Annotated in this window: 21 protein-coding genes, 1 tRNA gene and 1 riboswitch; of the genes, 10 read left to right on the top strand and 12 right to left on the bottom strand. The window is 70.7% G+C overall.

From position 1 onward, the window contains the following. Nucleotides 1-6: 6 nt before the first annotated feature. Together H8N03_RS08345 and H8N03_RS08340 are read right to left on the bottom strand one after the other, a co-directional pair. Nucleotides 7-510, bottom strand: a complete 504-nt coding sequence (locus H8N03_RS08345; protein WP_187075689.1) for a hypothetical protein — start codon at nucleotides 508-510, stop codon at nucleotides 7-9. A 6-nt stretch (nucleotides 511-516) separates the two neighbouring features. Then, nucleotides 517-726: a DUF3606 domain-containing protein gene (locus H8N03_RS08340; RefSeq protein WP_187075688.1), complete on the bottom strand. Its 210-nt coding sequence runs from the start codon at nucleotides 724-726 to the stop codon at nucleotides 517-519. A gap of 105 nt (nucleotides 727-831) precedes the next feature. Between H8N03_RS08340 and gspF the strand changes: the two genes are divergently transcribed. Together gspF and H8N03_RS08330 are read left to right on the top strand one after the other, a co-directional pair. Then, on the top strand, nucleotides 832-2,055 hold the full coding sequence (gspF, locus tag H8N03_RS08335; protein ID WP_187075687.1) for a type II secretion system inner membrane protein GspF: 1,224 nt from the start codon (nucleotides 832-834) through the stop codon (nucleotides 2,053-2,055). A gap of 4 nt (nucleotides 2,056-2,059) precedes the next feature. Then, nucleotides 2,060-2,965 carry a 5'-nucleotidase gene (locus H8N03_RS08330; RefSeq protein WP_187075686.1) on the top strand — a complete coding sequence of 302 codons (906 nt, stop codon included), beginning with the start codon at nucleotides 2,060-2,062 and terminating at the stop codon, nucleotides 2,963-2,965. A 137-nt stretch (nucleotides 2,966-3,102) separates the two neighbouring features. On the opposite strand, the gene H8N03_RS08325 is transcribed toward H8N03_RS08330, so the two are convergent. Next, nucleotides 3,103-4,050 (bottom strand): DMT family transporter, encoded by a 948-nt coding sequence (locus H8N03_RS08325; protein ID WP_187075685.1) that lies wholly within the window; start codon nucleotides 4,048-4,050, stop codon nucleotides 3,103-3,105. A gap of 72 nt (nucleotides 4,051-4,122) precedes the next feature. Beyond that, nucleotides 4,123-4,272: riboswitch (FMN riboswitch) on the top strand. A 103-nt stretch (nucleotides 4,273-4,375) separates the two neighbouring features. On the opposite strand from H8N03_RS08325, the gene ribB reads away from it, so the two are divergent. Next, nucleotides 4,376-5,014 (top strand): 3,4-dihydroxy-2-butanone-4-phosphate synthase, encoded by a 639-nt coding sequence (gene ribB, locus H8N03_RS08320; protein WP_187075684.1) that lies wholly within the window; start codon nucleotides 4,376-4,378, stop codon nucleotides 5,012-5,014. Nucleotides 5,015-5,163: 149 nt separating this feature from the next. On the opposite strand, the gene acuI is transcribed toward ribB, so the two are convergent. Genes acuI through H8N03_RS08290 form a run of 6 tightly spaced genes read right to left on the bottom strand, consistent with a single transcriptional unit; the run spans nucleotide 5,164 to nucleotide 10,250 of the window. Further along, on the bottom strand, nucleotides 5,164-6,141 hold the full coding sequence (acuI, locus tag H8N03_RS08315; protein WP_187075683.1) for an acrylyl-CoA reductase (NADPH): 978 nt from the start codon (nucleotides 6,139-6,141) through the stop codon (nucleotides 5,164-5,166). Between the two features lie 9 nt (nucleotides 6,142-6,150). After that, a complete protein-coding gene (locus H8N03_RS08310) occupies nucleotides 6,151-6,708 on the bottom strand; it encodes a Crp/Fnr family transcriptional regulator (protein ID WP_187075682.1) in 558 nt (185 codons plus the stop codon). Nucleotides 6,709-6,714: 6 nt separating this feature from the next. Beyond that, the gene (locus tag H8N03_RS08305; RefSeq protein ID WP_187075681.1) at nucleotides 6,715-7,338 is read right to left on the bottom strand and encodes an ABC-type transport auxiliary lipoprotein family protein; all 624 of its coding nucleotides are present in this window, start codon (nucleotides 7,336-7,338) and stop codon (nucleotides 6,715-6,717) included. After that, nucleotides 7,335-8,288 carry an MlaD family protein gene (locus H8N03_RS08300; protein WP_187075680.1) on the bottom strand — a complete coding sequence of 318 codons (954 nt, stop codon included), beginning with the start codon at nucleotides 8,286-8,288 and terminating at the stop codon, nucleotides 7,335-7,337. The genes H8N03_RS08305 and H8N03_RS08300 overlap by 4 nt, the downstream gene beginning before the upstream one ends. 25 nt (nucleotides 8,289-8,313) lie before the next feature. Next, the gene (locus tag H8N03_RS08295; protein WP_187075679.1) at nucleotides 8,314-9,132 is read right to left on the bottom strand and encodes an ABC transporter ATP-binding protein; all 819 of its coding nucleotides are present in this window, start codon (nucleotides 9,130-9,132) and stop codon (nucleotides 8,314-8,316) included. Then, nucleotides 9,132-10,250 carry an MlaE family ABC transporter permease gene (locus H8N03_RS08290; protein ID WP_187075678.1) on the bottom strand — a complete coding sequence of 373 codons (1,119 nt, stop codon included), beginning with the start codon at nucleotides 10,248-10,250 and terminating at the stop codon, nucleotides 9,132-9,134. Before H8N03_RS08290 ends, H8N03_RS08295 begins: the two co-directional genes overlap by 1 nt. A 106-nt stretch (nucleotides 10,251-10,356) precedes the next feature. On the opposite strand from H8N03_RS08290, the gene H8N03_RS08285 reads away from it, so the two are divergent. The 4 genes from H8N03_RS08285 to H8N03_RS08270 all read left to right on the top strand — a co-directional run bounded on the left by H8N03_RS08285 (nucleotide 10,357) and on the right by H8N03_RS08270 (nucleotide 16,269). Next, complete coding sequence (locus H8N03_RS08285; protein WP_187075677.1) at nucleotides 10,357-11,130, top strand: enoyl-CoA hydratase/isomerase family protein; 774 nt, start codon at nucleotides 10,357-10,359, stop codon at nucleotides 11,128-11,130. A 2-nt stretch (nucleotides 11,131-11,132) separates the two neighbouring features. Then, complete coding sequence (locus H8N03_RS08280) at nucleotides 11,133-12,902, top strand: acyclic terpene utilization AtuA family protein (RefSeq protein WP_187075676.1); 1,770 nt, start codon at nucleotides 11,133-11,135, stop codon at nucleotides 12,900-12,902. 28 nt (nucleotides 12,903-12,930) lie between these two features. Further along, nucleotides 12,931-14,472 (top strand): CoA-acylating methylmalonate-semialdehyde dehydrogenase, encoded by a 1,542-nt coding sequence (locus tag H8N03_RS08275; protein WP_187075675.1) that lies wholly within the window; start codon nucleotides 12,931-12,933, stop codon nucleotides 14,470-14,472. A gap of 159 nt (nucleotides 14,473-14,631) precedes the next feature. Continuing rightward, a complete protein-coding gene (locus H8N03_RS08270; RefSeq protein WP_187075674.1) occupies nucleotides 14,632-16,269 on the top strand; it encodes a GMC family oxidoreductase in 1,638 nt (545 codons plus the stop codon). On the opposite strand, the gene H8N03_RS08265 is transcribed toward H8N03_RS08270, so the two are convergent. Continuing rightward, the gene (locus H8N03_RS08265) at nucleotides 16,266-17,063 is read right to left on the bottom strand and encodes a hypothetical protein (protein WP_187075673.1); all 798 of its coding nucleotides are present in this window, start codon (nucleotides 17,061-17,063) and stop codon (nucleotides 16,266-16,268) included. The genes H8N03_RS08270 and H8N03_RS08265 overlap by 4 nt on opposite strands. 2 nt (nucleotides 17,064-17,065) lie before the next feature. Continuing rightward, nucleotides 17,066-18,085 carry a hypothetical protein gene (locus H8N03_RS08260; RefSeq protein ID WP_187075672.1) on the bottom strand — a complete coding sequence of 340 codons (1,020 nt, stop codon included), beginning with the start codon at nucleotides 18,083-18,085 and terminating at the stop codon, nucleotides 17,066-17,068. 410 nt (nucleotides 18,086-18,495) lie between these two features. Between H8N03_RS08260 and H8N03_RS08255 the strand changes: the two genes are divergently transcribed. Beyond that, nucleotides 18,496-19,254 carry a sulfite exporter TauE/SafE family protein gene (locus tag H8N03_RS08255; RefSeq protein ID WP_187075671.1) on the top strand — a complete coding sequence of 253 codons (759 nt, stop codon included), beginning with the start codon at nucleotides 18,496-18,498 and terminating at the stop codon, nucleotides 19,252-19,254. Nucleotides 19,255-19,278: 24 nt separating this feature from the next. Continuing rightward, on the top strand, nucleotides 19,279-19,821 hold the full coding sequence (locus H8N03_RS08250; protein ID WP_187075670.1) for a DUF2946 family protein: 543 nt from the start codon (nucleotides 19,279-19,281) through the stop codon (nucleotides 19,819-19,821). Nucleotides 19,822-19,866: 45 nt separating this feature from the next. Here the strand turns inward: H8N03_RS08250 and H8N03_RS08245 are convergent, their stop codons facing one another. After that, a complete protein-coding gene (locus H8N03_RS08245) occupies nucleotides 19,867-20,799 on the bottom strand; it encodes a c-type cytochrome (protein WP_187075669.1) in 933 nt (310 codons plus the stop codon). A gap of 103 nt (nucleotides 20,800-20,902) precedes the next feature. Between H8N03_RS08245 and H8N03_RS08240 the strand changes: the two genes are divergently transcribed. Further along, nucleotides 20,903-20,978 (top strand) — tRNA-Arg (locus H8N03_RS08240). Nucleotides 20,979-21,015: the final 37 nt, after the last annotated feature.

The raw sequence follows: 21,015 nt of genomic DNA, 5'->3' as shown, positions 1-21,015 counted from the left end.
CGCCTGCTACTCCAGCTTCTCGTCCTCCTCCTTGGCCTGCTCCATCGCCTCGGGCTCCAGTTCCTCGGCGGAGCGGTTCAGGCGCACGAACACGCCCCAGCCCGCGAGCAGGGCCGCGGAGGAGACGATGAGAAGCGAGGCGTGCAGCAGCTGCGTCATGTCCTCGTGCAAGGCCTTGATCGTCGCCACCAGCCCTTCGATCACGAGCGCGACGACCAGCACGACGAGGAAGCGGGAGAGGAAGCGGCGCACGCGCGTGGGGGCGCTCACGTGCACCTCGCGGATCACCTCCTCTTCCGCGATGGTCTGCGCGATCTGCAGGGCGACCACCGCGGCGGCGAGCAGGCCCACGGCGTCGATGACTTCCTGGGCCGCGGACATGTGCAGTCCGGCGGACACCGCGTCCCAGCCCACGCGCGCCGCCGCCGCCATCAGCACCACGGCGGCGATGGCGAACAGCGCCGCCATCACGCCCTGCACGACGGCGAACGCCCCCAGGACGATCCTCATCGCGGCTCAGCCGCCGAGTTCGTGCACCCGCTCGGAGTTGCTGCTGCTGCGCGACCCCTTCAGGTGCATCTCCACGTCGGCGACCTTGTCGCCCACGGCCTGCACGGCCTCGCGCAGCTGTTCCGGCGTGGCGTCCAGGCGCTTCGCCCAGGCCTCGAGGGCGGATGCATCCTGCAGGTCGATGCGGTCGGGCTCGGTGCCCGGCGGGTTCGGCATGGCGGGTCTCCCTGTGTTCAACACCGCCATGCTGACGCAGCCGCGCGCGACGCCTTGTAGGCCGCCGCCGCGGGCTCCCGGCTGCCGTCCACTTATGATCCGCGCATGCCGGCATATGCATTCGAGGCCCTGGACGCGGAGGGCACGACCCAGAAGGGCGTGATCGAGGCCGACACCGCCAGGGCGGCGCGCGGGTTGTTGCGCAACCGCGCGCTGGTGCCGCTGGAGGTGCGCCCCGTGGCGGCGTCCGAGTCGGGTGGCGGGCTCGCGCAGCGCGACCTCTTCCGCCGGGCCGTGTTCGGCTCCACCGGCCTGGCCATCTGGACGCGGCAGCTCGCCGGCCTGGTCGCCTCCGGCCTCACGCTGGAGCGCGCCCTCACCGCGCTGGCCGACGAAGCCGACAACCAGCAGCAGCACCACCTCGTCGCGGCCTTGCGGGCCGAGGTGAACGCCGGCTCCTCGTTTGCCAAGGCGCTGGGCCGCTTCCCGCGCGAGTTCTCCGAGATCTACATCGCGGTGGTCGGCGCCGGCGAACAGAGCGGCCACCTCGGCGCCGTGCTGGAACGCCTGGCCGACGACCTGGAGGAACGGCAGGCCCTCAACGCCAAGCTGCTCGCCGCCACGCTGTACCCGGCCATCGTGACGGTCGCCGCGATCGCGATCGTGCTGCTGCTCATGACCTACGTGGTGCCGCAGGTGGCGAACGTCTTCGCCGGCACCAAGCGCGCGCTGCCGCTGCTCACGACGATCATGCTGGGCCTGAGTGCCTTCGTCCGCAGCTGGGGCCTGCTGGTGCTGGTGGCGCTGGGCGCCGCGTTCGCCGCGCTGCGCCTGTCGCTGCGCAACGAGGCGTTCCGCCAGCGCTTCGACGCGGGCTGGCTCACGCTGCCCCTGGTGGGCCGCCTTTCGCGCGGCTACAACGCGGCGCGCTTCGCCGGCACGCTGGCCATGCTCGCCGGTGCCGGCGTCCCGATCCTGAAAGCCTTGCAGGCCGCCGCCGAGACCCTCGGCAACCGCGCCATGCGGGCCGATGCGCTGGACGCGCTGGTGCTGGTGCGCGAAGGCGCGCCGCTCGCGACGGCCCTGGCGCAGAAGAAGCGCTTTCCCGGGCTGCTGGGCATGTTCGCGCGCCTGGGCGAGCAGACCGGCCAGCTGCCGGCGATGCTGCAGCGGGCCGCCAACCAGCTGTCCGCGGAAGTGCAGCGCCGCGCGCTGCAGCTCGCGACGCTGCTGGAGCCCCTGCTGATCGTCGGCATGGGCCTGGTCGTGATGCTGATCGTGCTGGCGGTGCTGCTCCCTATCATCCAGCTCAACCAGTGGGTACGATAGGCGCATGGCTGCGATGTCCCTGGACGACAAGCTGGTGGTCGCGATCTCCTCGCGGGCCCTCTTCGATTTCGAGGAGGAGAACCGGGTGTTCGAGAGCGGGGACGCCGACGGGTACATGCGGCTGCAGCTGCAGCGCCTGGACGTGCCGGCGGCGCCCGGCATCGCCTTTTCGCTGGTCAAGAAGCTGCTGGCCTTCAACGACGCGAGCGCGCAGCGCGTGGAAGTGGTCGTGCTCTCGCGCAACGACCCGGTTTCCGGCATGCGGGTGTTCCGCTCCGCCAAGGCCAACGACATCCAGTTGCAGCGCGGCGTGTTCACGCAGGGCCGCTCGCCCTTCGGCTACCTGCGGCCGCTGAAGGCCACGCTGTTCCTCTCCGCCAACGAAGACGACGTGCGCGGCGCGCTGGCGGCGGGCTTCCCCGCCGCGCGGGTGCTGACCGAATCGGTGCTGGCCCACGACAACTACCCGAACGAAGTGCGCATCGCCTTCGACGGCGACGCGGTGCTGTTCTCCGACGAGGCCGAGCAGGTGTTCCAGGCGCGTGGGCTGGAGGCCTTCCAGGAGCACGAGCTGAGCAAGGCCACGCAGCCCTTGCCGGGCGGGCCCTTCAAGCCGCTGCTCGCAGCGCTGCACCGCCTGCAGAACGCGGGCAATGCGCGCATGCGCATCCGCACGGCGCTGGTCACGGCCCGCAGCGCGCCGGCGCACGAGCGTGCGATCCGCACGCTGATGGACTGGAAGATCGACGTGGACGAGGCGATGTTCCTCGGGGGGCTGCCCAAGGGCGAGTTCCTGCGCGAGTTCGAGCCGGATTTCTTCTTCGACGACCAGACGCGGCACGTGGCGCATGCGGCGCTGCACGTGCCGGCGGGGCATGTGGCGGCGGGGATCGCGAACGTGCTGAATTGAAACGCCCTTCGGTGGGGTTCGCGTTCGCTCACCTTCCGCGGCATTCGCCGCGCCACCCTACATAAGCGCCGGGCCCCCTGTAGGGTGGCGGCGCGCCAGCGCCGGACGGTGAGCGAACGCGAACCCCACCGAAGGACCTACCCCTTCGGCCCCCGCGCCTCCCGCCGCGCGATCCAGATCGTCGACCCGCAGATCACCAGTCCCCCGATCAGCGTCGACCGGCTCGGCGCATCCGCGAACACCAGCCAGCCGATCAGCGTCGCCCACACCAGGTCCAGGAACTTGACCGACTGCGTCGCCGAGATGTCCGCCGCCGCATAGGAGCTGGTCAGGCAGTAGTGCCCCGCGCTTCCCAGCAGGCCGCACAGCAGGAACAGCAGCCACTGCCCGGCGCTCGGCCACTGCCAGTGCAGCAGCGCCAGGGGGAACGAGAACAGGGTGACCGTGATGGCCTGCCACACGACGATCACCTCGGTGCGCTCGTAGCGCGTGAGCGCCTTCGTCATGAGGAAGGACGCCGCGAACACGGGCGCGGACGCGAGCATCACCAGGTTGTACAGGCCGCCGCTGCCCGTGAGCTTGGGCGCCACCACGATCAGTACGCCGCCGAAGCCCAGCCCCGCGGCCAGCCAGCGCTCCCAGCGCATCGGCTCCTTGAACACCAGCACCGCGCCCAGCATGATGAAGATCGGGCCCGTGAAGCCGATGGCGGTGGTGTCCGCGATGCTGATGTGCGGGATGGCGGTGAACCAGATGCACAGGCCGATGGTGTGCACGCCGCCGCGCGTGAACTGGCCCAGCGTGTTGTGCGGCTTGTAGGCAGCGAAGCCGCTGCGCGCGATGAAGGGCAGCATCACCGCCAGCCCCATCAGGTAGCGCAGGAACTGCGTCTGGAAGGGATCCAGCGCGATCGACAGCCCGCGCATCAGCGAGTTGAGCAGCACGAACAGCAGGCCCGAGGCGGCGGACCAGAGCAGCGCGTGCAGCGTGGGGTCGAGCCGGCTCGCGCGCCGGTGCGCCACGGCCGCATGCCGCGCGAACAGGTGCCGCTTGCCGCGCGCGGCGGTTGGTGCGCTTCTCCCCATTGCACCGACTATAGGGCCTGACGCGCCGGTGACTGCGCCGGCAGCAAGGATGTTCGTCCTCTCCTAAGATGCGTGCGTCTTCAGGGCGGGGTGGAAGTCCCCACCGGCGGTAGGCGGCGCAAGCCGCGAGCCCGCGAGCGCTCCGCAGCCACGCCGCGGAGGTCAGCAGACCCGGTCGAATGCCGGGGCCGACGGTCACAGTCCGGATGGAAGAAGATGCGCGCCGCCGCAGGGTGGCGCGTGCACGCGCACGGCCGCCCGCGAGGGCCGGCCCGCGCGTTCTTGCCGCCTTGGAGCGCCTTTGTTCAACCGACAGGAGCGTTTCATGACCACTGCCACCCTCATCGACGGCGCGATCGCGCTGAGTCCCGTGCCCGACGTGCTGGCGCGCATCGCCGCCGGCGAACCCGTGCTCGTCCTCGACGATGCCGACCGCGAGAACGAGGCCGACCTCATCGTCGCCGCCGACCGCATCTCTCCCGCCACCATGGCCATGCTGATCCGCGAAGGCAGCGGCATCGTGTGCCTGTGCATCCGCCCGGAGCGCGCCAGCGCGCTGAAGCTGCGGCCGATGGTGGAGGTGAACCGCTCGCGCTACGCGACGGCGTTCACGCAGTCCATCGAGGCGGCGTTCGGCATCACGACCGGCGTATCGGCCGCCGATCGCGTGCAGACCATCCAGTGCGCGCTGCGCAGCACGCTGGAACACAGCGAGATCGTCAGCCCGGGGCACGTGTTCCCGCTGGTCGCGAAGCCGGGCGGGGTGCTGGAACGGCAGGGCCACACGGAAGCAGCCGTGGACCTCGCGGCGCTGGCGGGGTGCGAGCCGGCAGGCGTGCTGTGCGAGCTCATGAACCCGGACGGGACGATGGCGCGTGGGGAAGAGATCGCCGCGTTCGCGCGGAGGAACGGGTTGCTGTGTACGACGGTCGAGGCGGTGCGGGAGTACCGCGCGCAGGGTTGAGGCCGATGCTGGGGTGCGCCTGCGGCGCAACCCAGCCTACGGGCGCCGGGTTGCACGAAGTCCACGTAGGCCGGGTTGCACGAAGTCCACGTAGGCCGGGTTGCACGAAGTGCACGTAGGCTGGGTTGCACGAAGTGCACCCCAGCGTTTCAGCCCGTCCTCACCACGATCCTCCCCCGCACCTGCCCCGCCATCAGCTTCTGCGCCGCGTCGACCGCTTCGCCCAGCCCGATCTCCGTCGTCATCGTCTCCAGCAGCTTCGGGTCCAGGTCGCGTGCGAGCCGGTGCCACGCCTGCTCGCGCAGGTGCATCGGCGCCATCACGCTGTCGACGCCGAGCAGCGCCACGCCGCGCAGGATGAAGGGCGCGACGCTGGACGGAAAGTCCATGCCTTGCGCGAGGCCGCAGGCGGCGACGGCGCCGCCATAGCGCACCTGCGCGCACGCGTTGGCAAGCGTGTGGCTGCCCACCGCGTCCACCACGCCGGCCCAGCGTTCCTTCTGCAGCGGCTTGCCTGGCGCGGAGAGTTCGTTGCGGTCGATGATGGCCGACGCACCCAGCGCCTTCAGGTAATCCGCCTCGGCGGCCTTGCCGGTGGCCGCCACCACCTTGTGTCCCGTCTGCGCGAGCACCGCGACGGCGACGGAGCCCACGCCCCCGGTCGCGCCCGTCACGAGCACCTCGCCGTCGCCGGGCCGCAGGCCGTGCCGCTCCAGCGCCATCGCGCACAGCATGGCCGTGTAGCCCGCCGTGCCGATCGCCATCGCCTGCCGCGCGCTGAACGCGGACGGCCGCCGCACCAGCCACTGCGACTTCAGCCGCGCCTTGCCCGCGAGGCAGCCCTTGTGCACCTCGCCGACGCCGAAGCCGTTCAGCACGAAGGGATCGCCGGCCTTCCAGCCGGGCGCACTGCTTTCCAGCACGGTGCCGGCGCCGTCGATGCCGGCCACCATGGGCCAGCTGCGGACGACCGGCGACTTGTTGGTGATCGCCAGTGCGTCCTTGTAGTTGAGCGTCGAGTAGTCGACGGCGACCGTGACGTCACCTTCCGGCAGGAAGCCGTCGTCGACGGAGCGCACCTCCGCGCGGAATGCGGGTTCCTTCTCGAGGACCAGGGCGTGGAACATGTCGGTCTCCTAGGTAGTCGTCTGGTGCCGCAGCACCTTCACCAGCTGGCTGCTGGTGTTGCGCAATCGCTGGGCGAGCAGCTGCGTGAGCTTCACCAGCAGCTTGGCGCCGATCTCCGGGCGCGACTTGATCAGCCGCGCGACGGCCGCGCGATCGAGCACCGCCGCCTCCACCTCGCTCAGCGCCCAGCAGCTCGCGTAGCGCGGTTCGCCGTCGAACATGGACATCTCGCCGAGCACGGAGCCCGGGCGCAGCACCGCCAGCCGCGTGTTGTCGCCGCGCACCTCGCGTTCGGCCTCCGGGCCGATGCGCTTGCCCACGTCCACCGTGCCGCGCAGCAGCAGCATCATCCAGTCGTCGACATTGCCTTCGGTGATGAGCATCTGGCCCGGGTTCGCGCGCACGTGCAGCATGAGCGCGCCCAGCACGTCCGCCTCCTCGGGGGTGAAGTCCTCCAGCACCGCGCTCTGCTCCAGCAGCCCCGGCCATTTCGACAGGCGCTCGCAGCAGCCCGTGACCTCGAGCCCCACGGCGCGGATCTGGTCTTCGGTGCTGGCGGTGGCCATGGCCGGTCAGCGCTGCTGCAGCCAGCGCGCGATGTCCAGCGCCGCGGCGTCGACGGCGGCGGTCAGCGCCCGCACGCCGCCCGGCGCATCCGCGCTGGGAGCGGGACGCTCCACCGCGAAGGCACGCTGCGCCACGAGCCGTTCGCCCCCACCGCGCGCTTCCAGCAGGGTGCAGCGCAGGCGCAGCATGCCCCGGCTGGTGGCCGGCGCATCGAACAGCTGGCTGAACTCCTCCAGTTCCACGCGCAGCACGGGCGGGCGGTCCGCGCCGCGCCGCACCAGCGCCGCGGCGGCGGCGGAGTCCAGCACCGCGCGGTCGCGCCCCAGCACCTCGCGCAGGCGTTGCCGCAGCAGCTGCGGCGGCGGCGCGCTCCAGCGCGCGAAGGCGTAGGGCCGCAGCTGGAAGGGATCTTCGTAGCCGAGCCGGTACAGCAGCGCCGTCGTCTCGAGGATGCCTTCGGCTTCCACTTCCGGCAGCACCAGCGCGGCCCGGTTCACGCCGTCCGTGCCCTCCGCGGCAGGCGGCGGGCCGAAGTCGTACATCGTCTGGCGCGTCGGTTTCTCGGGCAAGGCGCTGCACCCCGCCAGCCCGGCGGCGCCGAGAGCTGCCAGCAGCACGCGCCGCTTCATCGCCGCGCTCCGCTGCGGAAACCGGGTTCGCCGGGGCCGGGCAGCACCGGCCCTTCGCCGTAGATCAGCATCTGCGGATTCTCCGTCAGGTCGTTGATCGCGCGGTTGAGGGTGCGCACCGTGCGCGTGGTCTCGTCCGCGACGCGGTTCAGGCGCGGCAGGGTGCCGGCACTGAAGGTCTCCATGGTCTGCGCGAGGGCGTCGGTGCCTTCGGACACCCGGTCGATCGGCCCCCCGGGCGCGTTCAGCCGCTGCGCGGTCTGGCGGAATTCGGCGGCGGTGCCGCCGATCTGGTCGATGGTGCGCTGCGCGCCGCGCACGGTGACCGTCAGCTGGTCCAGCGCCGGATCCAGCCGCTGCCGCACCGTCGCGTCCACGCTGGTCACCAGCTTCTGCGTCCCCGCCGCGGCCTGGCTGATGTTCTCCAGCGCGCTGGCCATGCGCTTCTGGTTCGGGTCGCCCAGCAGGGTGTTCACGCGCCGGGTCACTTCCTCCACCTGTTCCAGGATCACCTCGCCCTTTTCCTCCAGCCGCGCGAGCAGGCCGGGATGCAGCGGGATGCGGGGCGGCACTTCGTCGTTCGGTGCGAGCTTGGGGGCGGGCTTGCCGTTGTCCGAGAGCTGGACGAAGGCGAGGCCCGTCACGCCCTGGTAGCTGAGCGTCGCGAAGGTGTCCGTGGTCAGCGGCGTGTCGCGGTCGACCTCCATGCGCACCAGCACGGCGCCGGTCACCTTGGGATCGAAGCCGATGCGCGTCACCTTGCCGACGTCCACGCCGCGGAAGCGCACGGGCGCCTGCTCCTGCAGGCCGGTGACGGTTTCCTTGGTCGAGATCTCGTACACGTCGCGCACGCCCGTCTCGCGCGTGAGCCAGGCGGCGAGCGCCAGCACCAGCGCGCTGAGCAGCGCGACGAAGATGCCGGCAGCCAGGGCATGGGCCTTGTTTTCCATGGTGGTCCTGATCCTTTCCTCGTTCTCAGATGGCGAAGGGATATTCGCGCAGCAGTTCCATCGCGCGCTGCCCCCGCTCGCCCAGGAAGAAATCCTCGATGAAGGGATGGCGGTAGGCGATCACCTCCCGCGGGCGGGCGGCCACGATCACGCGCTGCTCGGCGATCACGGCGATGCGCGTGGACAGCTCGAACAGCGTATCGAGGTCGTGCGTGACCATCACCACCGTCAGGGCGAGGTCGTGGTGCAGGGAGCGCAGCAGGCGCACGAAACCGTCGGAGCTGTCCGGGTCCAGGCCGGCCGTCGGCTCGTCCAGCAGCAGCAGCGGCGGGTCCATGATCAGCGCCCGCGCGAGGGCCGCTCGCTTGATCATGCCGCCCGAGAGTTCGGACGGCATCTTCTTCGCGTCGGTCGGCTTCAGGCCCACCATCTGCAGCTTGACCATCGCCGCTTCCTCGATCAGGCGCGGCGGCAGGGTCTTGAGCTCGCGCAGCGGGAAGGCCACGTTCTCCAGCACCGTGAAGGCCGAGAACAGCGCGCCATGCTGGAACAGCATGCCGACGCGCGCGGACGCGCCATGGCGCGAGAGCGAGGCCACGGGCTGGCCGAGGATGCGCACCTCGCCGGCCGCGGGGCGCTCCAGGCCGAGGATCTGCCGCAGCAGCACCGTCTTGCCGGAGCCGGAGCCGCCCACGATGGACATCACCTCCCCGCGCTCCACGGTGAGGCTCAGGTCCTTGTGCACCACCATCCTGCGATCGGGCAGGTTGAAGATGGAGGACAGGTGGCGGATCTCCACCATGGGCCCGTTCTCCGGGATCGTGGACAGGACGCGGCCGGCCATCAGATCCCGACGCTGCTGAAGAGGATCGCGAACAGCGCATCCACGAGGATGACCATCGTGATCGCCGTCACGACGGAAGCCGTCGTGCCCTGGCCGAGGCTCTCGGTGTTGGGCTGCACGCGCAGGCCGAAATGGCAGCCGATCAGGGCGATCATGATGCCGAACACCACCGACTTCGACATGCCGAGGATCAGGTTCGGCAGGCTCACCGCCGCGGGCAGCGCCTTCAGGAAGAACATCACGCTGATGCCGAGCGACAGGTCCGCGGCGATCATGCCGCCGATGAGGCCGGCCACGGTCGTCCACCCGCTGATCAAGGGCATGGCGATCGACAGCGCCATCGCCCGCGGCATCACCAGCCGGTACGTGTGCGAGATGCCCATCACGCGCATCGCGTCCAGTTCGTCGGTGACGCGCATGACGCCGATCTGCGCCGTGATCGCCGAGCCGGAGCGGCCGGCGATGAGGATCGCCGCGAGCATCGGTCCCAGCTCGCGCACGAGCGCGATGCCCAGGATGTCCACGATGTACGCATCGGCGCCGAACTGCCGCAGCTGCTGCGCCGTGAGGTAGGCCAGCACCACGCCGATCAGCCCGCCCACGAGGGCCGTGATCGGCAATGCGGTGGCCCCGATGTGGTACAGGTGCCCGGAGAAATCGCGCCAGGGCGCGCGGTGCGGCGCGCGCACCAGCTCGCGCAGGTCCAGGGTGAGCTGCCCGATCAGGCGGATGAAGTCCTTGGCATGCCCCACGCCGCGCAGGACGGAGGCGCCGGTCGCCAGGTACCACTCCCAGAGGCCGCGCTTCGGCGCAGGCTCGGGGCGGCGGGTGAACTGCGCCACGCGCTCCAGGATCGTCCGCTGCGCGGGGAGCAGCTCCACCTGCTCCGGCCAGCGCTGGCCCCAGTGGTCCCACAGCATCTGGGCGCCGACGTGGTCCAGCTGCGCGGCCTGGCGCAGGTCCCAGGACTGGCGGTCCGCCTCGCGCGGCAGCGTGCGGAGCAGGTCCCGGAACAGGCGGGGCTGCGCGAACTGCGCGGCGGTCCATTCGCCCAGCAGCCGGATGGCCCGCCCTTTCGGCGCTGGCGCATGTTCGAAGCGGGGCGTGGCGTCGGTCATGGCTGGACAGGGGCACCGATCGTAACGGCAGAGCCTGGACCTGTCGTGTAGGAGAACGGGCCGCCGTCGGCGCCCGGTTATAACGGCGCCGGAAGGAGACCGGGCGATGACGACCAACCCCGAACTGGGCGTGGAGCGCCGCGACGGCGTGCTCTGGCTGACCATCCGCAGGGAGGAGCGCCGCAACGCCCTCAGCCCCGGCGTGCTGGAGGCGCTGTCCGTCGCCCTCGCCGAGGCGCAGGCCGACCGCTCCGTGCGGGCCGTGGTGCTGACCGGCGCCGGCGAGAAGGCCTTCTGCGCCGGCGCCGACCTGCAGTCCGGCCAGTCCTTTGCCTTCGACTTCTCCGAGCCCACCGGCGCCTTCGCCCGGCTTCTGCGGCAGGCGCGGGCCAGCCACGTGCCGCTGGTCGCCCGCGTCAACGGCGCCTGCATGGCTGGCGGCATGGGCCTGCTGGCCATGTGCGACCTCGCCGTCGCCGCGCCGCACGCGACCTTCGGCCTGCCGGAGGTGAAGGTCGGCCTCTTTCCCGCGCAGGTGCTCGCCGTGCTGCAGCACCTGCTGCCGCGGCGCCACCTCGCGGAGCTGTGCCTCACGGGCGAACCCGTCGACAGCGCGCAGGCGCTGGCCATGGGCCTGGTGAACCACGTCGACGCGGACCTCGACGGCCGGGTCGATGGGTTGCTGCGGCGGCTCATGGACAAGTCCCCGGCCGCCATCCGGCGCGGGCTCTACACGCTGAAGTCCATCGAGACGATGGCGTTCGAGGAGGCGATGGCCTTCACCGAGAGCCAGATCGCCCTGTTCGCGCAGACGGAGGACGCCCGGGAAGGCCAGGCCGCGTTCCGCGAGAAGCGGGCGCCGCAATGGAAAGGCCGCTGACCATGGACCGCACCATCCGCATCGGCGGCGCCTCCGGGTTCTGGGGCGACAGCAGCGTGGGCGCGCCGCAACTGGTCGCGGCCGGCGTCGACTACCTCGTGTTCGACTACCTCGCCGAACTCACCATGTCGCTCCTGGCCGCCGCGCGCGGCAAGGACGCGTCGCTCGGCTACGCGACCGACTTCGTCCAGGTGACGATGAAGTCCATCCTGCGCGACGTGGTGGCGAAAGGCACGCGCGTGGTGAGCAACGCCGGCGGCGTGAACCCGCAGGCCTGCGCCGCGGCGCTGCAGGCCCTGGCCGCGGAACAAGGCATTGCACTGCAGGTCGCGGTGGTCACCGGCGACGACGTGCAGGCGCTCGTTCCCCAGCTGCGCGAGCAGGGCGTGCGCGAGCTGCAGAGCGGCGCGCCGCTGCCGGACCGCCTGCTCACGGCCAACGCCTATCTCGGCGCCCTGCCGGTCCGCGATGCGCTGGCCGCCGGCGCGCAGGTGGTGATCACCGGCCGCTGCGTCGACAGCGCGGTGACCCTGGGCGCGCTGATGCACGCCTACGGCTGGCGCGAGGACGACTGGGACCGGCTCGCGCAAGGCAGCCTGGCCGGCCACGTGATCGAGTGCGGCTGCCAGGCCACCGGCGGCCTGCACACCGACTGGGAACAGGTGCCGGATTGGGCGCACATCGGCTATCCCATCGTGGAGTGCCAGGGCGACGGCAGCTTCGTGGTGACCAAGGGGAACGGCACCGGCGGGCTCGTCACCACCGCCGTCGTCGCGGAGCAGGTGCTGTACGAGATCGGCGATCCCCGGCGCTACCTGCTGCCGGACGTGACCTGCGACTTCACCGACGTGCGCCTCGAGCAGCTGGGCGAACACCGCGTGCGCGTCACCGGCGCGCGCGGCCTGCCGCCGGGGCCGCAGTACAAGGTGTCCGCGACCTACATGGACGGCTGGCGCTGCACGGGGCAGCTCACCATCGTCGGCTTCGACGCCGCGCGCAAGGCGCAGCGCACGGGCGAGGCCATTTTGGCGCGCACGCGCGAGCTGTTCGCGCAGCGTCGCTGGCTGCCGTACACGCGCACGCGCATCGAGGTGCTCGGCGCGGAGGTCGCCAACTACGGGCCCCATGCGCGCACGCACGACGTCCGGGAGGCCGTGCTGCAGGTGGCGGTGATGCACCCGCAGAAGGAAGCGCTGGAACTCTTCGCGCGCGAAATCGCGCCGGCAGGCACGAGCTGGTCGCCCGGTACGACCGGTGCGGGCGGGCGGCCCAGCCCCTCGCCGGCCATCCGGCAGTTTGCTTTTCTGGTGGACAAGGGCCTGCTGAAGCCGCAGGTGCATGCCGGCGGCACCGTGCACGCCGTGGACGTGCCGACGGGGCAGGCCCCCGTGCCACCGCCGGAACCCGTCCCGGCCGTGGATGCCGTGCTGCCCCGCCCGGACTGGCCGCAGGTGCCCCTCCTGCAGCTGGCCTGGGCGCGCAGCGGCGATAAGGGCAACCACTCCAACATCGGCGTGATCGCCCGCCGGCCCGAGTGGCTGCCCTGGCTGCGCGGGCAGCTGACGCCCGAGCGCGTGAAGGAATGGCTGGGGCACCTCGTGCAGGGCGACGTGCTGCGCTACGACGTGCCGGGCCTCCACGCGATGAACTTCCTCTGCACCGACGCGCTGGACGGCGGCGGCATGGCTTCGCTGCGCAACGACCCGCTCGGCAAGGGCATGGCGCAGATCCTCCTTTCCCTGCCCGTCGCGGTGCCGCCGGGCTGGCGGTAGACTGCTTTCCTCTCCGAAGGACCTCCCCATGAACGCTCCCGACAAGAACCGTCCGGCCGCGACGCAGGCCTCCATCGAACACTGGATCGGCGGCCGCCTGGTCCCCGGCCAGAGCGGCCGGCGCAGTGACGTGTTCAACCCCGCCACCGGCCAGGTGACCGGCCGCGTCGCCCTCGCGAACACGAACGAGGTGGCGCAGGCCGTCGCCTCGGCGCAGGCGGCCTTTCCCGCGTGGGCCGACACGCCGCCGATCCGCCGCGCGCGCGTCATGTTCAAGTTCCTCGAGCTGCTGAACAAGCACCGCGACGAGCTCGCGCACATGATCACCGCCGAACACGGGAAGGTGTTCACCGACGCGCAGGGCGAGGTCACGCGCGGCATCGACATCGTGGAATTCGCCTGCGGCATCCCGCAGCTGCTCAAGGGCGACTACACCGACCAGGTCTCCACCGGCATCGACAACTGGACGATGCGCCAGCCGCTGGGCGTGGTGGCGGGCATCACGCCTTTCAACTTCCCGGTGATGGTGCCGATGTGGATGTACCCCGTGGCCATCGCCGCGGGCAACTGCTTCATCCTCAAGCCGAGCCCGCTCGACCCGACGCCTTCGATCCGCATGGCGGAACTGCTGAAGGAGGCGGGGCTGCCGGACGGCGTGTTCAACGTGGTCCAGGGCGACAAGGACGCGGTGGACGCGCTGCTGGAACACCCGGATGTCAAGGCAGTCTCCTTCGTCGGATCGACGCCGATCGCGCAGAAGATCTACGAGACCGGCGCGAAGCACGGCAAGCGCGTGCAGGCGCTGGGCGGCGCGAAGAACCACATGGTGGTCATGCCCGACGCGGACATGGACCAGGCGGTGGACGCGCTGATCGGCTCCGCCTTCGGCTCCGCCGGCGAGCGGTGCATGGCCATCTCCGTCGGCATCCTCGTCGGTGAAGCGGCCGACAGGATCATGGACAAGCTCGCCGAGCGCACGAAGTCGCTGAAGGTGAAGAACGGCACCGAGCTCGACGCGGAGATGGGCCCGATCGTCACCAACGTGGCGCACCAGCGCATCACCGGCTACATCGCGCAGGGCGCGGCCGAAGGCGCGAAGCTGGTGGTCGACGGCCGCAAGTTCCAGGGCGCGATGGCGGGCGCGGGCTGCGACGCCGGCTTCTGGATCGGCGGCACGCTGTTCGACGACGTGAAGCCCGACATGAAGATCTACAAGGAAGAGATCTTCGGCCCGGTGCTCGGTTGCGTGCGCGCCAAGGACCTGAAGGAAGCGGTGGACCTGGTCAACGCCCACGAGTTCGGCAACGGCGTCTCGCTGTTCACCCGCGACGGCAACACCGCCCGCGAGTTCTCGCGCCGCGTGCAGGTCGGCATGGTGGGCGTGAACGTGCCCATCCCGGTGCCGATGGCGTGGCACGGCTTCGGCGGCTGGAAGAAGAGCCTGTTCGGCGACATGCACGCCTACGGCGAGGAAGGCGTGCGCTTCTACACCAAGCAGAAGTCGATCATGCAGCGCTGGCCGGAGAGCATCGGCAAGGGCGCGGAATTCGTGATGCCGACGGCGAAGTAGTGGCTGGTTGGAGAGGAAGAACGCAGAGGTCGCAGAGACTCCGCAGAGGTCGCAGAGAAGACCTTTTCATGGATTTCTCTGCGACCTCTGCGTGACCTCTGCGACCTCTGCGTTCAAGAAAGCCGTGATCAACAACGGTCCCCCGAGGAGACAACAAGCTTGAGCGACACCAGCTTCGACTACATCATCATCGGCGGCGGCACCGCGGGTTGCCTGCTTGCCAACCGGCTCTCCGCCGATCCGCGCAAGCGCGTGCTGCTGATCGAGGCGGGGCGCAAGGACGACTATCACTGGATCCACATTCCGGTCGGCTATCTCTATTGCATCGGCAACGCGCGGACCGACTGGCTTTTCCATACCGAGGAAGACACCGGGCTGAACGGCCGCAAGCTGCGCTATCCGCGCGGCAAGACGCTCGGCGGCTGCTCCAGCATCAACGGCATGATCTACATGCGCGGGCAGAAGCGCGACTACGACGGCTGGGCGCAGCATGTCGGCGACGCGGGCTGGACCTGGGACAACTGCCTGCCCTACTTCAAGAAGCACGAGGACTACTACAAGGGCGCCGACGCGCTGCACGGCGCCGGCGGCGAATGGCGCGTGGAGCGGCAGCGCCTGCGCTGGGACATCCTCGACGCCTTCGCGCAGGCGGCGCAGCAGGCCGGCATCCCCCACAGCGAGGACTTCAACCGCGGCGACAACGAAGGCGTCGGCTACTTCCAGGTGAACCAGAAGAACGGCTGGCGCTGGAACACGGCCAAGGCCTTCCTGCGGCCCACCTGCTACGGCCGCCCGAACTTCGAGATGTGGACCGGCGCGCACGTCACCCGCCTCGTGTTCGAGACGCTGCCGGACGGCACGAAGCGCTGCACCGGCGCGGAGGTCTGGACCGGCCAGGAGCTGGTGCGCGCCGAAGCGGCGCGCGAGACGCTGCTGTGCGCGGGCAGCATCGGCTCGCCGCAGATCCTGCAGCTCTCGGGCATCGGCCCCGCCGCGCTGCTGCAGCAGCACGGCATCCCCGTCGTGCGCGACCTGCCGGGCGTCGGCGGCAACCTGCAGGACCACCTGCAGATCCGCGCCGTCTACAAGGTGGACGGCGTCACGACGCTGAACACGCTCGCGAACAGCTGGTGGGGCAAGCTGAAGATCGGCGCGGAGTACGCGCTCAAGCGCAGCGGCCCCATGAGCATGGCGCCTTCGCAGCTGGGCGCCTTCACCCGCAGCACGCCGGACCAGCCTTACCCCAACATCGAGTACCACGTGCAGCCGCTCAGCCTCGATGCGTTCGGCGAACCGCTGCACCCGTTCAACGCGTTCACGGCGAGCGTGTGCAACCTGAACCCGACGAGCCGCGGCTGGGTGCGCATCCGCAGCCCGCGCTTCGAGGACGCGCCGGCGATCACGATGAACTACCTGAGCACGCCGGAAGACCGCAAGGTGGCGGCCGATTCGCTGCGGGTGACACGGCGCATCGCCGCGCAGCCCGCCCTCGCGAAGTACAAGCCCGAGGAGTGGCGCCCCGGCCCGCAGTACCAGACCGACGAGGAACTGGCACGGCTCGCCGGCGACATCGCCACGACGATCTTCCACCCGGTCGGGACCACCGCGATGGGCGCCGACGGCGACCCCAACGCGGTGCTCGACGCGCGCCTGCGCGTGCGCGGCATCGCGGGCCTGCGCGTGGTGGACGCGGGGGCCATGCCCACCATCACCAGCGGCAACACGAACTCGCCCGTGCTGATGATGGCGGAGAAGGCCGCGGAGTGGATCGTGCGCGACGCGGCGCAGGGCCGCTAGAACGCGCGGCGCACGCGCAGCATCACGTCGTCGATCTCGATGCGGGGCTGGCGCACCGTGCCGGCCGCCGCACCGCCACGCGTGAGCGGCGCTCGCTCGCTCGCGGCCTGGCGGGCGCGGGTCCATTCGAAGGACCAGCTCCACGGCGAAGCGGCCGTGGACGCATCGAGCACGAGCGACAGCTCGTTGCGGTGCCCGCCGTCCAGGTCCTGCGCATCGTAGAGCCCGCGGTAGTCCACGTGCAGCCGGTGCCAAGCGCTGGTCCGCAGTTCGGCGGCCGGCCGCAGTCGCCAGCGGGCCGCATCGAAACTGCCGGTCCAGCGCACGCCGGGCATGACGAGGGTCGACGTCTCGCGCAGGCCCGTGACCGTCGCCGTGGAGGCGATGTCGCGGCGCTGCTGCACGGCGCGCAGCACCAGCCACGCTTCGCCCCATGACGCCGGCGCCCACGGACGCCAGCCGAAGGACAGCGCGAGGTCGCGGTGGCGCGAGTCCGTCGCGAGCGGCGCACCCGCCTGCGTGCGGCCTTCGTAATCCAGCGTTCCGCCGGCGAGCCCGGCGCCCGCCTGCAGCGCGCCGCCGCCTTGCAGCTTCAGCGCGCCGTCGAGCGCGAGGCGCAGCATGGGCCCGGACTCTTCGACGAGCCGGCGGCCGTCGTCGGCCCGTTCGACCAGGCGACGGTGCTGCACGCCCGCGGAGACACCCCAGGAAAGATCGGGGGCGGCAAGGGCTTGCGCCCCCGCCGCCCCCGAGGCCAGCGCGAGCAGCGCCGGCGACAGGAAGCGACAAGCCATCGTCAGAGCAGGCCGGCCAGCGCGGTGCGCGTGACGGTGTTGCTGGACTCGTACGTGCCGTTGCCGTCCGCGTCGACCTGCACCGTGAAGCTGTCCGCGCCCGTGGCGGTCAGCACCACGTTCGAGCCGCTGGCGCCCGTGGCCTTCAGCACGCCCGCGGTCACCTGGCCGGCGCTGTTGACCACGATGGGCGTCGTGGTGGTGACCTGGTAGCTCACCGTGCCCGTGCCCAGGCGGCTGTTGTTCGTCTCCACGGTCGCCGTGATCTGGATGGTGGCGCCGCTGGAGGTCTCGGTGACGGTATGCGTGTAGCCCTTCAGGGTGACCGCGTGCGAACCGACCTTGGACGACATGCGGCTGGACTTCAGCGTGACCTTGGCGTCGCTGAAGCTGGTCTGGGTCAGGTCGATCGTGACGTCGCCGTTGGCGACCATCGTCTCGCCGCCCTGGACGACGGTGAAGTTGCTGGCGCTGGTCTGCATCGAAACGGAGCGCGGGTACGCGCCGGACGCATTGAACGTGCCGCTGAGGATGGTGATCGACATCGTGCCGTTCATGCGCATCGTTTCCGTGCCGACGGTCTCCGTGCAGTTGTTCGCCGTGAAGGACATGGAGTCGCCGGCGGCCAGCACGCCGCTGGTGCTGGCGACGCTGTACGACACGGTGAGGGTGCCGCTGGAGCAGGCGAGGGTTTCGGTGGCGCTGACACCGGTGGCGAGCGACGGACCGGCGGGCACCTTGGCCAGGAGCTGGCTCGTCGCCTTCGCGAGCAGCAGCGGGTTCGCGGCGCCACCGCCGTCGACCTCGACGCCGGTCAGCAGCGAGGCGCCGCCGGCCGCGGCTTCGTAGCTGGCCGATGCTTCGAGGGATTCGGCCGCGACGGCCTGCGAGTTGGCGGACGTGATCGCCAGTTGCACCGCGGTGGCGGCATTGCCGGAAGAATCACCGCCGCCGCCGCCGCACGCAGCGAGGAACAGGGCCGGCACGAGCGCCAGGGCATGGCGCAGGAACTTCGTTTTCATGAACGCTCCTCCCGATGAGCTTGGATGGGACGACGGCAGCTTACGGGCGGGCCGCACCATCCCGGCGCGTGCTCCCCCAAAAGATGGAGCCTTTTTGACTTAAGTCGTGGGGCCGGCGCGACAGGCAGCGTGCGGCCACGGGCAAGGTCCGAGGGGCTGGCGACAGGGCCTCCACGGGGGAAAGCCCCAATGCACCGGCCTCGTGCGCACTGCTACAGTCCTTGCACTCGCGTCGTGCCCCCGGGGACGACAGGACGAGGGACCGAGGAGACAAACCCCGCACAGAATTCGAAGAGACAAGCGCGGCACCGCACAGCGGGCCGGATACCTCCAAAGCGCCGCATTCGCGGCGCTTTTTCTTTGCCCGTGCCATTTCGGGCGTGCCCGGGCCGCCTGCGACAATCGGGCCAATGGAGTTGTTGCTCGTGTCGCTGGCCTCGGTGCTGGCCGGGTTCGTCGATGCGATCGTGGGAGGCGGCGGACTGATCCTGGTGCCCGCGCTGTTCGCGGTCTTCCCCACCACCCACCCCGCCACCCTCTTCGGCACCAACAAGAGTGCGTCGATCTGGGGCACCGCCTTCGCGGCGCGCCAGTTCAGCCGCAGGGTGGACATGCATTGGCCCGCCCTGCTGCCCGCCGCCGTCGCCGGCCTGGTCGGCGGCTTCCTCGGGGCCTGGGCCGTCACCGTGCTGCCGTCGGAGTTCCTGCGCAAGCTGCTGCCCGTCGTGCTGGTGGGCGTGCTGCTCTACACGCTGGTGCGCAAGGACATGGGCCGCGAGCACGCGCCGCGCCTCGCGGGACACACGCAGACGGCGGTGGCTTGCGCCATCGGCCTGCTGCTGGGGTTCTACGATGGCTTCTTCGGCCCCGGCACCGGCAGCTTCTTCGTGTTCCTGTTCGTGCGCGTGCTGGGCTACGACTTCCTCAATGCCTCGGCCGCGGCCAAGCTGCTGAACACCGCCACCAACTTCTCCGCCCTCGTGCTGTTCGCGCTGAAGGGGCACGTGTGGTGGCAGTACGCCGTCGCGCTCGCGGTGGCCAACGTGGTGGGCAGCCTGCTCGGCACGCACCTCGCGCTCAAGCACGGAGCCTCCTTCGTGCGGGGCGTCTTCATCCTCGTGGTGTCCGCGCTCATCTGCAAGACCGGGTACGACGCTTTCCTGCGCTGAGCGGGCCGCGCCCATAATCGTCCGATGGACGACATCGTGCGCCAGGCCATGGCGAAGTGGCCGAACGTGCCGCACTGCTACGGCTGGCTGGGGCTCGACGAGCGCGGCAGCTGGTACATGCGCGACGACCGCGTGCAGGCGGCCGGCCCCTTCCCGCAGGAGAAAGGCTCGCTGCTGCGGCACGAGAAGCTGGTGGCCTTCATCCACCGCAACTACGAGCACGACGCGGAGGGGCAGTGGTACTTCCAGAACGGGCCGCAGCGCGTGTACGTGGAGCTGCAGGCCACGCCGTGGATCTGGCGCCTTGCCGACGACGGCACCGTCGCAAGCCACACCGGCGTGACCGTGCAGCCGCGCGCCTGCCTCGTGGACGAAACCGGCCGCGTCTACCTGGAGACGGAACTGGGCATCGGTCTCGTGCACAGCCAGGACATCCTGCTCGCCTCGGAAGCGATCGACGCCGGCCGCTGGCAACCGCAGGAGGTGCTTTCGCATGACCTGCCCGCGCGCTACGGCTTCGTGCGCAGTCCGGCGCAGGGGCAGCCCATCTCCCGCGGCCAGGAATGAAAAAAGCCGGCGCGAGGCCGGCTTTCCGTTCGGTGCGTGCGTCGCTTACTTCGACGCAGCGACCATGTAGTCGACGGCCGCCTTGATGTCGGCGTCCGGCGCGGGGCTGCCACCCTTGGGCGGCATGGCGCCCTTGCCCTTGAGCGCGGAGTTGTACAGCGCGGGCATGCCTTGCGCGAGGCGCGGTGCCCAGGCGGCCTTGTCGCCCAGCTTGGGCGCGCCGGCGACGCCGGCGGCGTGGCAGGCCATGCAGACGCCGTTGTACACCTGCTGGCCGTTGCCGGCGGCGGCGGCCTGCGTGGGCGCCGCAGCAGCGGCGGGCGCTGCAGCCGGGGCGGGCGTGGCGGCGGCGGCGACGGCGGCGGGTGCAGCAGCCGGGGCAGCGGCGGCCGCGGGAGCGGCAGCGGCGGCAGGCGCAGCACCGCCCGCGTCCGCGGCGGCGGGCGCCGCCGGCGCGGCGGGCTCGGCGAACTTCGCGCCGCCGGAATTGGCCATGTAGGCGACGGCACGTGCGATCTCCACGTCGGAGAAGTCGCCGCCGGCCTGCGGCGGCATGGCGCCCTTGCCCTTCAGCGCGGACTGCACCAGCGCGTCGAAGCCGCTCTTGATTCGGTTGGCCCAGGAAGCCGCGTCGCCGACCTTCGGTGCGCCGGCCACGCCCGCGGTGTGGCAGGTCGTGCACTGCGCCTTGAAGACCTGCTCGCCGGAAGCGAGCGGACGGTTGGCATCGCGGATCTCCACGGTGCCGACCTTGCGGATGCGTTCCGCCACGCCGCGCTCGATGTCCTGCGCCGTGACGCCGCCGAGCACGTACTTGTCGATCTGGCTGCTGCCCGCAGGCTTGCTGTCGGACGAGACATACGCCACGAGGGCGATGATCGTGAACACGGGGATCAGGAAGGAGAACAGCACCGCGATCAGCAGCTGCTTGGGGGTCTTGATCGGACCGGTGTGGGCTTCTTCCAGCGTGTCGCTCATGGCGTCCTCAATGAATTCGCGTTATCGGGATCAACCGGCGATTATAGCCAGCGCCTCCTGCACGCCCTCGATGCGCCGTCGCGTCGGATAGAATGCGCGCTGTGCGGCTGTAGCTCAGTGGATAGAGTATTGGCCTCCGAAGCCAAGGGTCGTGGGTTCGATCCCCGCCAGCCGCGCCACATCGCTTCCTTCTCTTTCTCCCCCGTTTGCCGAACC

It is taken from the genome of Ramlibacter cellulosilyticus, from assembly GCF_014297465.1.
GTDB classification, from domain to species: domain Bacteria; phylum Pseudomonadota; class Gammaproteobacteria; order Burkholderiales; family Burkholderiaceae_C; genus Ramlibacter; species Ramlibacter cellulosilyticus.
The sequence above is the reverse complement of the archived record's forward strand: the minus strand, read 5'-3'. Positions and strand labels throughout refer to the sequence as shown.